Origin of the sequence: Mesorhizobium sp. M7A.F.Ca.CA.001.10.2.1, assembly GCF_003998575.1 — a bacterium.
In the GTDB taxonomy this organism is placed as follows: Bacteria; Pseudomonadota; Alphaproteobacteria; order Rhizobiales; family Rhizobiaceae; genus Mesorhizobium.
Map to the genome: position 1 here is coordinate 1 of NZ_RZQY01000109.1, position 12,716 is coordinate 12,716.

Here is a 12,716-nt window from a genome sequence, read left to right on the forward strand (position 1 = left end):
ACCTGACCCGCCAGTGCGGCCGTGACGTGATCGTCACCGCCGTCTCGGCGCGCGACCAGAAGCGCGATCGCGGCGTCGATCTGAGCTCGGCAAAGTGGTTCGACGATCCGGTCAAGATGGCGCAGACCGCAGAAATCGACGTGTTCGTCGAACTGATCGGCGGCGACGAGGGCCCGGCGCGCTCGTCGGTGAAAGCGGCACTCGAAGCCGGCCGTCACGTCGTCACCGCCAACAAGGCGCTGCTGGCCAAGCATGGCGTGGCGCTGGCCGAGATCGCCGAGAAAAAGGGTGTTCTGCTCAACTATGAGGCGGCGGTGGCGGGCGGCATTCCCGTCATCAAGACCATGCGCGAGGCGATGGCCGGCAATTCGGTTACGCGCGTGTTCGGCATCCTCAACGGCACCTGCAACTACATCCTGACGCGCATGGAGGCCGAGGGCATCTCGTTCGATGCTTGCCTGAAGGACGCGCAGCGGCTGGGCTATGCCGAAGCCGATCCGACGTTCGACATCGAGGGCCACGACACCGCGCACAAGCTGTCGATCCTGACCAGCCTTGCCTTTGGCACCAGGATCGCCGCCAACGACATCTATATGGAAGGTATCTCCAACATCACCCAGGCCGACATCCGCGCGGCCGCCGATCTTGGCTACCGGATCAAGCTGCTGGGTGTCGCCCAGCGCACCGAGAGCGGCATCGAGCAGCGCGTGCATCCGACGATGGTGCCGACGGCATCGGTCATCGCGCAGGTGCATGGCGTCACCAATGCGGTGGCGATCGAGACCGACATTCTGGGCGAACTGCTGCTGTCAGGCCCCGGTGCCGGCGGCAACGCCACCGCCTCGGCCGTCATTGGCGACATCGCCGACATCGCCAAGAGCCGGCCAGGCTTCCAGCATGGTCCGGTCTTTGGACGGCCGGCGAAGGAGCTGAAACCCTACAAGAAGGCGCAGATGCGCAGCCATGCCGGCGGCTATTTCATCCGGTTGACCGTGCATGACCGCATCGGCGTCTTCGCGGCAATCGCCAAGCGCATGGCCGATAATGACATTTCATTGGAATCGATCGTCCAGCACGCGGTCAATGGCGAGGCGGCGGCACAGAAGACGGTGATCCTCGTCACCCACGAGACGACGGAGGCTGCTGTGCGCAAGGCCGTCGATGGCATCACCAAGGATGGCCATCTGACCGACAAGCCGCAGGTCATCCGCATCGAGCGGGCAGGGTAGCTTTCGCCCGATAGGCCCTGCGGGACAGGAATCCCGCAGGCATTGAGGTCTGGTCTGGTGGGGACAGCCGCCACGCGGGAACGAATTGGTGTCGTCGCCGTTCTCTTGGTCAGCAACCAGAGGAACCGCTTCATGGCCGATACCAACAAGTCCGACACCCCTAATATCGACGACATCCAGAAGACGCTGGAAAAGCAGATTGCCGATTTGCGCAAGGAGATCACCAGGATCAACAAGAGCATTTCGGCGCGGGGCGCGGAGATGCTCGACGACGCCGGCGAACAGGCGTCCGAGTTGTACGACACGGCCGCGAGCCGCGCTTCGCGTACGGCGCAACAGCTGCGCAGCCAGGCTCAGGCTGTTTCGGAGGTCGCGCGTGAAAATCCAGGTACGACGACAGCTTTGGTCGGCGTGATCGGCCTGCTCGGCTTTCTGGCCGGCTTCGCCATTGGTCAATCGACGAACGATACCTCCCGCCGCTGGTATTGACCGCAGCGCGATAGGGCCGGGCTTCCGGCCCACTCGCTTGTTTTCAGCACATCACTTTTAAGGAGGGCACCATGGCTTCATCAGCATTGATCGGCATCCTGATCACATTCCTCGTCATCATCCTCGTTCTCTATCTGGTTCAACGCCTGCCGCTCGATGGCCGGATGAGACAGATAGTTCAGGTGATCGTCATCATCATCGGCATCATTTCACTGCTCAAATACCTCGCGGTTTTCTAGGCCGCGAACGCCGCCATTTTTACCGTTTTGAGACTGGCCCGGCGCACGGCGATCGGGCCAGTCTTGTTTAAGGATGCGGTTTAATCGATTGATATTGTTGGGTATTCGATAAAATCCTCGGTAGGTCTTGCCGTTGTCATGCTGGTTTGACAAAACAGGCCGCCTCCGGCGGGAGGCCGCATTGCCAACGAGGAAATCACCAGATGAATGTGGCCCAGAACATCGTCGCCGGCCTTGACCGGATACTCACCATGGAACTGGTGCGCGTCACCGAACGAGCCGCCGTCGCGGCCGCCAGGCTGCGCGGGCGCGGCGACGAAAAGGCGGCCGACCAGGTCGCAGTCGACGCCATGCGCCAGGAACTCAACCGGCTTGCCATCAAGGGCACGGTGGTGATCGGCGAAGGCGAGCGCGACGAGGCGCCGATGCTCTACATCGGCGAGGAAGTCGGCTCCGGCAAAGGTCCGGCCGTCGATATCGCGCTCGATCCGCTCGAAGGCACGACGATTTGCGCCAAGAACCTGCCCAATGCACTCGCGGTCATCGCGATCGCCGAAAAGGGCAGCCTGCTGTTTGCGCCCGACGTCTACATGGACAAGATCGCCATCGGTCCGGGCTATGCGGACGGCGTCATCGACATCGACGCCTCGGCGGCTGAGAACATCGCCAGCCTCGCCAGGGCGAAGGGCGTGGCCATATCGGATATCACCACCTGCATTCTCGACCGGCCACGTCATGCCAGGCTGATCGATGCCGTGCGCGCCACGGGTGCCGCGATCCGGCTGATCGGCGATGGCGATGTCGCCGGCGTCATCCACACCACGGATCCGGAAGAAACCGGCATCGACATCTATCTCGGCACTGGCGGCGCACCAGAGGGCGTGCTGGCCGCTGCCGCGCTGCGCTGCACCGGCGGCCAGATGCAAGGCAGGCTGATCCTCGACACGCCGGAAAAGGTTGCTCGCGCGGCAAAGATGGGTATTTCCAATCCGAAACGGGTCTATCGGACGGAGGACATGGCGCGCGGCGATGTGCTGTTCGCGGCCACCGGTGTCACCGACGGCAACATGCTGGCTGGCGTCAAATTCGGCCACAATTACATCACCACCCACACGATCGTGCTGCGCTCGTCGTCGCGGACGGTGCGCGAGATCAAGGCCCGCCATCAGGATCTGGATAAGTTCTGACGCTCGCTTGCGAAGCCACCTTGCAATTGCTAGCCATTCGGGCGCATCCGATGCTGGCTGCAAGGATTTGACGATGGAACCGTTCGACTGGCATGCGGATCCGATTTCGCGTGCCACCGCCATCACAAAGTTCTATCGCAACACCCAGAATGTGCGTCGCTTTCTCATCCGGGAATGCGGCGATGCATTCAGGTTTGACCGGCCTTTCATGGCCTGGCTCAAGGACGGTGTGGAAAAGACGATGGGCGATGCGGCCGACGAATGGCTTCGGCGCCAGGCTGAAAAGCGGAAAGCGTAGTTTTCTTGACCTATTCCGGGACGGCGCACATCCGTGAATCGCTTGGCTTTGCCTGCCTTTGGCCTATAGAGCGTCGCGTGAACGCGACGCGCTTAAAATTGTTGCCAATGCAGGTCGTCGCCCCAAAACCGCTGCCCACTTATGGGCGACATGCATTATCGTGCGGCCAACGATGAGTTGGCAAAGCGTATGACCGGCGAAAAACGCCTCTTCCTCGATGTCAGGCAGTCAGTATCAGGGATTTCCTGGGAACATCGGCTGACAGAACGCCAGGACATGATTGCGCTCGCCATCGCGCAAGGCCATGGCGTGCCCGACATCGTCGCGCGGGTGCTTGCCGGCCGTGGTGTTACCGCCGAACAGACCGAGCGGTTTCTCGACCCGACGATCCGCGATCTTCTGCCGGATCCGGCATCGCTGACCGACATGGACAGGGCGGCGGCCCGCATCGCCGCCGCGGTGATGGCCAAGGAAAAGGTGGCGATCTTCGGCGACTATGATGTCGACGGCGCCGCCTCGTCGGCCTTGCTGAAGCGGTTCCTCACGCATTTCTCGGTGCCGTCGGAAATCTACATTCCGGATCGTATTTTCGAGGGCTATGGGCCCAACCCGGATGCCATGCGCGAACTTGTTTCGCGTGGCGCGACACTGATCGTCACTGTCGATTGCGGCACCAACAGCGCCGTTTCCATCGATGCCGCCAACGAGGCTGGGGCCGATGTCGTGGTGCTCGACCACCACCAGGTCGGCGGTGCCTTGCCGGCGGCAATTGCCGTCGTCAATCCCAATCGCGACGACGACCTTTCCGGGCAGGGCCATCTCTGTGCCGCCGGCGTGGTCTTCCTCGCCCTTGTGCAGACGGCCAGGATCCTGCGCGGCCGCATGGCCGATGCTACGCCGCCGGACCTGCTTTCGCTGCTTGATATCGTGGCATTGGCCACAGTCTGTGACGTGGTGCCGCTGACCGGCGTCAACCGCGCCTTCGTGGTCAAGGGGCTGCAGATGGCGCGCCAGCAGAAGAATGAAGGGTTGGCGGCACTGGCACGCGTGTCGCGTATCGGCGAGCCGATCAGCACTTTCCATCTGGCCTATCTGATCGGCCCGCGCATCAATGCCGGCGGACGCATCGGCGATGCCGCACTTGGTAGCCGGCTGCTTGCGACCGACGACCCGGTCGAGGCGCGCACCATTGCCGAGACGCTCGACCGGCTCAATCAGGAACGGCAGTTGATGGAGCAGGAGATGCTCGCGGCGGCGCGCGTCGAGGCCGATGCAGAGCTCGCCGGCGGCAATGGCCCGGCTATCGTCGTCACCGCCTCCAACAGCTGGCATCCGGGTATTGTCGGCCTGCTCGCTTCGCGATTGAAGGATCATGCCCGGCGGCCCGCCTTCGCCATCGCGTTCAATGCTGTGGGCATCGGCACCGGTTCGGGCCGCTCGGTCTCGGGTTTCGACCTCGGCCGGCTGGTGCGCGAGGCGGCCGTTGCCGGTCTGATCGTCAAGGGCGGCGGCCATGGCATGGCGGCGGGCATCACCGTGGAGCGGGCAAGGCTTGGCGAACTCAGGGCGTTTTTCGAAGAACGGGCGGCAGCCGACGTGTTTCGCCTGCAGGGCGAGGAAAGCCTGGCCATAGACGGCGCACTTGCCGCTGAAGGCGCGACGCTCAGCCTGCTCGACGCGCTGGAACAGGCCGGACCCTTCGGTGCCGGGCATGTGGCCCCTGTTTTCGCGTTGCCGCGCCACCGATTGGCCGATGCGCGGCCGGTCGGCACCAACCACATCCGCGTCGAACTGCAATCGGAAAGCGGCGGCCGCATCCAGGCGATCGCCTTTCGCGCTGTCGATACCGCACTTGGCGAATTCCTGTTCAAGAACCGGGGCAAGACGATCCACGTCGCCGGTTCGCTGTCAGGCAACTACTGGAATGGCAACCGCACCGTGCAGTTTCGCATCACCGATGCGGCTCGTGCGTAGGCTTTGATCAGGCGAGAACGGTCTGCAGCCGGGTCAGTTCGCCGATCTGCGCCATCGTCGCCTGATAGCCGAGGTTGATCGCCTCGTCGGCGCGGTGGAATTCGGTCAGGCCGATATGGCTGAGCTTCGGCTGCAGCGACATGTCAGGCGGGTCGCCGGCAAGCCTGGCGCGCGAAATGCGGTCCTGAATGATGTTGAAGGCCTCGACCATGACGCCGGTGATGCCGAGCCGCGTCTGATGCGACTGGCGCTCGGCGTCGATCTGACCAGGCCGCGGCGCGTCCTTTTCAACGACCAACTCGCCGGCGCTATGCTTGATGACGGCGGCGCGGCCGAACAGATCATAGTGAAGGTTGACCGCCACGACGAGCGGCTGCTCATAGGCGCGGCAGACCGATACCGGTACCGGGTTGACCAGCGCGCCGTCGACCAGCACGCGGCCGTTGCAATTCACCGGCTCGAACACGCCGGGCAGCGCGTAGGAGGCGCGCATGGCGGTGATCAATGAGCCGCTCGACAGCCAGATTTCGTGGCCGGTGCGGATCTCGGAGGTGACCGCGACGAACGGCTTGGCAAGGTCCTCGAAACGAATGCCGGCCATGTGCTCGCGCAGCCTTGCATCGAGCTTCATACCGCCGAACAGGCCGCTGCCGCGCAAATTGAGATCGAGCAGGCCGAAGATGCGTCGCTTGGTCAGGCTGCGGGCGAATTCTTCGAGCTCGTCCAGTTTGCCGGCGAGATAGCAGCCGCCGACCAACGCGCCGATCGAGGTGCCGGCGATCATCGACACTTCGATGCCGGCTTCGTCGAGCGCGCGCAGCACGCCGATATGCGCCCAGCCGCGGGCGCAACCGCCACCCAAGGCGAGCGAAATGGCTGTTTTCTTCTGGGAGTTCGTTTCGGACGCGCCGCCTGACGAGGATAGGCCGTTGGCCTCCCTGACATCTGGTCTGTTACGCAATGACGCCCACTCGAGCATCATGATCTCCCTTGTCCCACGGCTACTATACGAGCGGGCCGTATCGAAATGATGAATCTGTGTGGTTGGTGTCAGGCAGAAGGTTCAAGCTGGTGGTTTCCGATACGTGTTTTCCGTATCGAACAGCGGCTTGCTGCCGTCGCCGGCAAGCGTCCCCTTGCCATCGACCAGCCCCACCGTCCGATAAAAGCATGAACGCCGGCCGGTGTGACAGGTTGCGTCGTGGCCCAACACTTTGACGCGCAACCATATGGCATCCTGGTCACAATCCGTGAGCATCTCGACGACATGCTGAAAATTGCCTGATGTTTCGCCCTTTTTCCAAAGCACGTTGCGCGAGCGCGACCAGTAGTGGGCGATGCCGGTCTCCAGCGTCAGTGCCAGTGCTTGCGCATTCATATGCGCAAGCATCAACAGCATGCCGTCTCCGGCATCGGTGACGACGACCGTGACCAGCCCGGCTGCATCGAAGCGCGGCGAGAACACCGCGCCTTCCTCGAGCGCTTTCTTGTCCGACGGAGCTTTTGGAAATTCCAGTGCCGACATCGCCGGTCCATTTTCCTCGTTGACCATGATCTTGTCCGAAAACCGGTCTCCACTTTTCGGGATCATGGTCTGATGGCCGGCGAGGGCCATTCAGATCCCGCCGCCACGCACCATGGTCACGAAACGAACCTGCTCTTCGGGCGTATCCTTGAAGACGCCGGTGAAGGTCGAGGTCAGCGTAGTTGAACCCTGCTTGCGGATGCCGCGCATGGCCATGCACATGTGCTCGGCCTCGATCATGACGGCGACGCCGCGCGGATTGAGCACGTCCTGGATGACGCCGGCGATCTGCGCCGTCAGCGCCTCCTGGGTCTGCAGGCGGTGGGCGAAGATATCGACGACGCGGGCGATCTTGGACAGGCCGACAACCTTGCCATCCGGCAGATAGCCGACATGTGCCTTGCCGATGATCGGCACCATGTGGTGCTCGCAATGCGAATGGAATGTTATGTCCTTGACGATGACCAGGTCATCGTAGCCGGCGACCTCCTCGAAGGTGCGGCCGAGCTCGTCCGCCGGGCACATGTCGTAGCCGCCGAACATTTCGCGATAGGCCTTTGCCACCCGCTTCGGCGTGTCGACCAGCCCTTCGCGGTCCGGATTGTCGCCGGTCCAGCGCAAAAGCGTGCGCACGGCGGCTTCGACTTCGGCTTCGCTTGGCCGGTCGGTGACCGGCTTTTCCATATAGGCTGACTGTGGCATGAGCTTCTTGATGACGGCATCCATAAAGGCGTCTCCCGTAGTCCCTCTCGGCGGAGGAACGAGTTGAACGGACCACGACCTTTCGGTGTCGGAAACTCGCCCCGTTTCCAGCCCCGTAAGTGGCGTGAACTTCCCGGCAAGGACATTGGCTTTCGTCGTTCTTGTCGATACCGGACTGCCAGCATTATATAAGGTCATAGCGAGCGAAAGGAAGACACGACAGCGGCAATCGCTGTTCGCTTGGCGGCGACGGATTGGAAAATAATGATAAACGAGGTCTACAACGCGAAAATTCTCGGTTTTGCCGGGAACATTGGCCGCATCGGCCGTCTCGATCATCCTGACGCGACCGCCAAGGCTCACTCCAAGCTATGCGGTTCCACGGTCACCGTCGACCTCAAGATGCAGGACGGCCTGGTCACGGACTTTGCCCATGACGTGAAAGCCTGTGCGCTCGGCCAGGCGTCGTCATCGATCATGGCGCAGCATGTCGTCGGCGCGAGTGCTGAGGAATTGCGCGCGGTGCGCGACACCATGCTGAAGATGCTCAAGGAAAATGGCGCCCCGCCGGACGGTCGCTTCGCCGACCTCAGATATCTGGAGCCGGTGCGCGACTACAAGGCGCGGCACGCTTCGACCATGCTGACTTTCGATGCCGTGGTCGACGCCATCGGCCAGATCGAGAAGAAGCGCGCCGAAGAAGCGGCCTGACCTTGGGGTTTGGCTACCAAAGCCTGGTGTTTGCCGGGAGCCTTGCTGGCTCACTCGCGTTGGGCGGGACCCCGAGCCGGGCAGACGTAGCGGTCGAGCGCGATATCGGCGACTATCTCATGAAGGCAATCCAGCATTGTTGGAACATGCCTGCAAACACCCACAGCATTGCACGCGTCCAGATCAGTCTGAACAAGGACGGGTCACTCGCAGGCCCGCCAAAAATCCTCGGTCCTGTGACGACGCCGCCGGACAAGGTTGCCGAGTCCGCTGTCCGGGCCATCGCACGCTGCGCGCCATTTCCCAGGCTGACATCATATGCTGCCCACTATGATATGTGGCGCGATGTCATCCTCACATTCAACCCGGGAGAAGACTCACCGGGCGAGCTTCCGGCCGCGGATACGCTCGACAAACTCTTCGAAAAATACCGCAAGAAGGCCAAGTAGCGGGCCCGGCCGGAAGGTTCAAGCCTGCGCTTCCAGCACCCGCCTGCTTTCGGCAAATTCGCTTCTGAGCCAGTCGGCGAACGCGGCGGCCGGTTCCGAGAGGTCGCGCAAGTTTCTGGCCACCAGCCAATAGGCGCCGGATGCGACGTCGATGTCGAACGGCTTGACCAGCGCGCCGGATGCGATTTCCGCGCCGATCTGCAAGAGATCGCCCAAGGCACGCCATGTCCGAGCAAGGCGGCCTGCTTTGAAAGCGACGCATCCGCCAGCATCGGCCCGCGCGCCGGTATGGCGTCGGCGGGCACGCCGGCCGCTTCGAACCAGCGCGCCCAGCCCTGGCGGTTCTCCTCGTGCAAGAGCGTGTAGCGACCAAGATCGATCGGCCTGTCGAGGGCAGGGCCAGAGGCAAGCAGCGCCGGCGACAGGACCGGCGAATCGACCGTCGAGGCAAGCCGCTCAGCCTGACTGCGCGGCCACGAGGTGGCATGCGCGCTGAAGCGCAAGGCAAGCTCCGGCTGATCGCTGCGGAACTCGATCAGCCTTGGGTCGACCTCGAGCGAGACGTCGATGTCAGGCCGCAATTGGCGAAACCGGTTGAGCCGCGGCACCAGCCACACGGATGCAAGCGACGGCTCGACACTGACGCGGACCACGGACTGCGCCGGTGTCGCCACCAGTTCTCCAAGCAAGGTATCGATGGCGTCGAAACTTCTGACAAGCTGCTCCAGCAGACGCCGCCCGGTGTCGGTCAGTTCGACACGGCGATGGTGACGTTCGAACAAGGGTTGGCGCAGGAAGGTTTCGAGTTCCCGGATCTGCCGGCTGATCGCCGCCTGCGAGACGAAAAGCTCCTCGGCGGCCCGGCTGAAGCTCAGATGCCGGCCCGCCGCCTCGAAGCTCCTCAATGCCGTCAGCGGCAGGCGCCCACGCTTCATTTCGCATAACCCAGGATTATCCGAAGTGGAAATTATACTCGTTTGAAGGCGAAGGCCAGCGGCGGTCTAATCCATGTCAAAGGAGACCGACCATGATCCAGTTGCTGAGCATCTTTGGCGATGTCATGCGGATCGCAACGTTTCAATGGCGTGACAGAAGACAGCATGAAAAGCGTTACGAAGAGCCGACCAGTCGTGGCCGGTGGGCGTCTTCGCCTGACAGGCAGCCGTTTCGCCGTTCCGCCCGTGACGACTGAGTGCGCACAAGGAGTGGGGATTGCGTTCTCCAGTGGAAGCTCACATCTATCGCCTGGGAAACGCGATACGGAGACTGTGGTGCGCGACCAGCATGGGCATGCGCATATCGCCAGGCCGCCGAAACGCGGCCGCAACTGGCCCGGTCCATGGCGCAAGACGCCGGGCCGTCTCCTCGGCACGTCGCTCGTGCGCCTCTATCAGCTGACGCTGTCGGGCTTTGTCGGCAATACCTGCCGGCATCTGCCGACCTGTTCGGAATATGCCCATGAGGCGATCGCCCGCCATGGCCTGTGGGCCGGCGGCTGGATGGGATTGTTCCGTGTGCTGCGCTGCGGGCCATTCGGCACGCATGGCATCGACCGCGTGCCGGAGGTGCTGGAGGATCGTTATGTCTGGTTCACGCCATGGCGGTACTGGCGGATCGGCAGCAAGCGCGGCGAAGCGCAGGGGTGATCGCGTCGGTCAGGTACCGGCGGCTCTGCCCGTTTACGATCCGGTAGGGTTAACAACAGCCTGCACAAAGACTGCGCATTTGAGACAAAATCGAGACAAGAGACCTCGCTAAGCCGCTCGCGAACCCCCCTCTTGAGCGAGCAGACAAATGCGCAATTTCGACCGTCTTCCCTTCATCTTTGCCGGGATACTGTTCCTGCTCGCCTGGCTGCTGGGATTTCCGTTGCGCGCGCAATCGGCGCCGCTGGGGGACGTGCAGTGCACGGTGATCGCCGATGCGGCGAGCGGCAAGACGCTTTACCAGGACGGGGTGTGCGACCAGCGGTTCAGCCCGGCGTCGACGTTCAAGGTGCCGTTGTCGCTGATCGGCTATGACAGCGGGATCCTGAGCGACGAGCACACGCCGAGCTGGGATTACAAGCCTGAATTCAGCGCGGTGAAGCGGGATCAGAAGACCGTCGATCCGGTGGTCTGGGAGCGAGATTCGATCCTGTGGTTTTCCCGGGAAATCACCCGCCGGCTTGGGTCTGAGAGTTTTGCCGGTTATGTCTCGAAATTCGACTACGGCAATGCCGATGTTTCCGGTAATCCCGGCAAGAATGATGGTTTGACCAAGTCCTGGGTGAATTCCTCGCTCAAGATCACGCCGGTCGAGCAGGTCGAATTCCTGCGCAAGCTGCTGGCCCGCAAGCTGCCTGTCTCGGCCAAGGCCTACGACATGACATCAGCCATCATCCCGACCTTCCAGGCCGGGGATTGGACGGTGCAAGGCAAGACCGGCAGCACCAGGCTGCGCAACGACGCCGACAAGGTCCAGGACAAGCGCTCGCTTGGCTGGTTCGTCGGATGGGCGAACAAGGATGGCCGCCAGATCGTCTTTGCGCGGCTTGTCGTCGATGCCAACCGTACGGACATGCCAAAGGGCCTCAAGACCCGGGCTGCGTTCCTGAAGGATTTGCCGCTCCTCATCAAATGAACGCTGACATTTGAGCCGGGCTTTACGGCGGCGGAATCTGTCCATAAAAGACAGCCGCTGCCGGACGCATCCGGCTTTTCCCTATGCATGTCGTACCCCAAAACCGCCATACACTTTTGGGCGACATGCATTTCAACCACCCGCGCTCGTTTGCGGGACTGGATAGGAGATATATATGCTGAATTCCGTTTCCCTGACATTTCCCGATGGCTCCGTCCGCGAATATGACGCGGCGATGACCGGTGCTGGCCTCGCCGAATCGATCTCCAAATCGCTGGCCAAGAAGGCGGTCGCCTATGCGATCGACGGCACGGTTCGCGATCTCAGCGATCCGCTCGGCAAGTCCGGCAAGGTCGAGATCGTCACCCGCGACGACCCGCGCGCGCTGGAGCTGATCCGCCACGACGCGGCCCATGTGCTGGCGGAAGCCGTGCAGGAGATATGGCCGGGAACGCAGGTGACCATCGGGCCGGTGATCGAGAACGGGTTCTACTACGACTTCGCCCGTAACGAGCCGTTCACGCCCGACGATTTTCCGGTGATCGAGAAGAAGATGCGTGAGATCATCGCGCGCAACAAGCCGTTCACCAGGGAAGTCTGGTCGCGCGACAAGGCGAAAAAAGTGTTTGCCGACAAGGGCGAACGCTACAAGCTGGAGTTGATCGACGCCATTCCCGAGGATCAGGATCTCAAGATCTACGCGCAGGGCGACTGGTTCGACCTCTGCCGTGGCCCGCACATGGCCTCGACCGGGCAGATCGGCAATGCCTTCAAACTGATGAAGGTGGCCGGCGCCTATTGGCGCGGTGATTCGAACAACCCGATGCTGACCCGCATCTACGGCACGGCCTGGGCTGATCAGGCGCAGCTCGAAGCCTACCAGATGATGCTGGAGGAGGCCGAGAAGCGCGACCATAGGAAGATCGGCCGCGAGATGGACCTGTTCCATTTCCAGGAAGAGGGACCGGGCGTCGTCTTCTGGCATGCCAAGGGCTGGAAGATGTTCCAGAACCTGGTCAACTACATGCGCCGCCGCCTCGACGAGCAGGGCTATCAGGAGGTCAACGCGCCGCAGGTGCTCGACAAGAGCCTGTGGGAGACGTCAGGCCATTGGGGCTGGTATCGCGACGCCATGTTCAAGGTGACGGTCGCCGGCGACGACACCGATGACGACCGGGTCTTCGCGCTGAAGCCGATGAACTGTCCGGGCCATGTGCAGATTTTCAAGCATGGGTTGAAGTCCTATCGCGATCTTCCCGTAAAGCTTGCGGAATTCGGCAATGTGCACCGC

The 12,716-nt window shown here is 62.3% G+C and carries 15 protein-coding genes and 1 pseudogene; 12 read left to right on the top strand and 4 right to left on the bottom strand.

Translation table 11 applies throughout. The features are described 5' to 3' along the window. The 6 genes from EN964_RS10045 to recJ all read left to right on the top strand — a co-directional run. A partial coding sequence (locus EN964_RS10045) for a homoserine dehydrogenase (RefSeq protein WP_164775773.1) occupies positions 1-1,229 on the top strand: 1,229 nt, incomplete at its 5' end. A gap of 132 nt (positions 1,230-1,361) precedes the next feature. Beyond that, a complete protein-coding gene (locus EN964_RS10050; protein ID WP_127272497.1) occupies positions 1,362-1,718 on the top strand; it encodes a hypothetical protein in 357 nt (118 codons plus the stop codon). Positions 1,719-1,789: 71 nt separating this feature from the next. Further along, complete coding sequence (locus EN964_RS10055) at positions 1,790-1,957, top strand: Thivi_2564 family membrane protein (protein ID WP_013531988.1); 168 nt, start codon at positions 1,790-1,792, stop codon at positions 1,955-1,957. 203 nt (positions 1,958-2,160) lie between these two features. Further along, positions 2,161-3,144, top strand: coding sequence for a class II fructose-bisphosphatase (glpX, locus tag EN964_RS10060; RefSeq protein ID WP_127271399.1), 984 nt, complete (start codon positions 2,161-2,163; stop codon positions 3,142-3,144). A gap of 73 nt (positions 3,145-3,217) precedes the next feature. Beyond that, positions 3,218-3,442: a DUF6434 domain-containing protein gene (locus EN964_RS10065; protein ID WP_127271397.1), complete on the top strand. Its 225-nt coding sequence runs from the start codon at positions 3,218-3,220 to the stop codon at positions 3,440-3,442. 189 nt (positions 3,443-3,631) lie between these two features. Continuing rightward, positions 3,632-5,416, top strand: coding sequence for a single-stranded-DNA-specific exonuclease RecJ (recJ, locus tag EN964_RS10070; protein WP_127272496.1), 1,785 nt, complete (start codon positions 3,632-3,634; stop codon positions 5,414-5,416). Between the two features lie 7 nt (positions 5,417-5,423). Here the strand turns inward: recJ and EN964_RS10075 are convergent, their stop codons facing one another. From EN964_RS10075 to folE, 3 genes are all read right to left on the bottom strand, one after another. Beyond that, positions 5,424-6,395: a patatin family protein gene (locus tag EN964_RS10075; RefSeq protein WP_127267650.1), complete on the bottom strand. Its 972-nt coding sequence runs from the start codon at positions 6,393-6,395 to the stop codon at positions 5,424-5,426. Between the two features lie 84 nt (positions 6,396-6,479). Then, complete coding sequence (gene hisI / locus EN964_RS10080) at positions 6,480-6,941, bottom strand: phosphoribosyl-AMP cyclohydrolase (protein ID WP_127267649.1); 462 nt, start codon at positions 6,939-6,941, stop codon at positions 6,480-6,482. 90 nt (positions 6,942-7,031) lie between these two features. Further along, positions 7,032-7,667 (bottom strand): GTP cyclohydrolase I FolE, encoded by a 636-nt coding sequence (gene folE, locus EN964_RS10085; RefSeq protein ID WP_027036853.1) that lies wholly within the window; start codon positions 7,665-7,667, stop codon positions 7,032-7,034. A gap of 240 nt (positions 7,668-7,907) precedes the next feature. Between folE and EN964_RS10090 the strand changes: the two genes are divergently transcribed. Together EN964_RS10090 and EN964_RS10095 are read left to right on the top strand one after the other, a co-directional pair. Beyond that, the gene (locus EN964_RS10090; protein WP_127267647.1) at positions 7,908-8,354 is read left to right on the top strand and encodes an iron-sulfur cluster assembly scaffold protein; all 447 of its coding nucleotides are present in this window, start codon (positions 7,908-7,910) and stop codon (positions 8,352-8,354) included. Positions 8,355-8,500: 146 nt separating this feature from the next. Then, positions 8,501-8,803, top strand: a complete 303-nt coding sequence (locus EN964_RS10095) for a cell envelope integrity protein TolA (protein ID WP_206528705.1) — start codon at positions 8,501-8,503, stop codon at positions 8,801-8,803. 18 nt (positions 8,804-8,821) lie between these two features. On the opposite strand, the pseudogene EN964_RS10100 reads toward EN964_RS10095, so the two are convergent. Further along, positions 8,822-9,738: pseudogene (locus tag EN964_RS10100) on the bottom strand (LysR substrate-binding domain-containing protein). 92 nt (positions 9,739-9,830) lie between these two features. On the opposite strand from EN964_RS10100, the gene EN964_RS10105 reads away from it, so the two are divergent. The 4 genes from EN964_RS10105 to EN964_RS10120 all read left to right on the top strand — a co-directional run. Next, positions 9,831-9,995: a hypothetical protein gene (locus EN964_RS10105; protein WP_127267645.1), complete on the top strand. Its 165-nt coding sequence runs from the start codon at positions 9,831-9,833 to the stop codon at positions 9,993-9,995. A 79-nt stretch (positions 9,996-10,074) separates the two neighbouring features. Next, positions 10,075-10,449 carry a membrane protein insertion efficiency factor YidD gene (gene yidD / locus EN964_RS10110; protein ID WP_127267644.1) on the top strand — a complete coding sequence of 125 codons (375 nt, stop codon included), beginning with the start codon at positions 10,075-10,077 and terminating at the stop codon, positions 10,447-10,449. 148 nt (positions 10,450-10,597) lie between these two features. Then, positions 10,598-11,425 (top strand): class D beta-lactamase, encoded by an 828-nt coding sequence (gene blaOXA, locus EN964_RS10115; RefSeq protein ID WP_127267643.1) that lies wholly within the window; start codon positions 10,598-10,600, stop codon positions 11,423-11,425. Between the two features lie 175 nt (positions 11,426-11,600). Continuing rightward, positions 11,601-12,716 (top strand): threonine--tRNA ligase (locus EN964_RS10120; protein ID WP_127276334.1); only part of this gene is annotated, 1,116 nt, incomplete at its 3' end.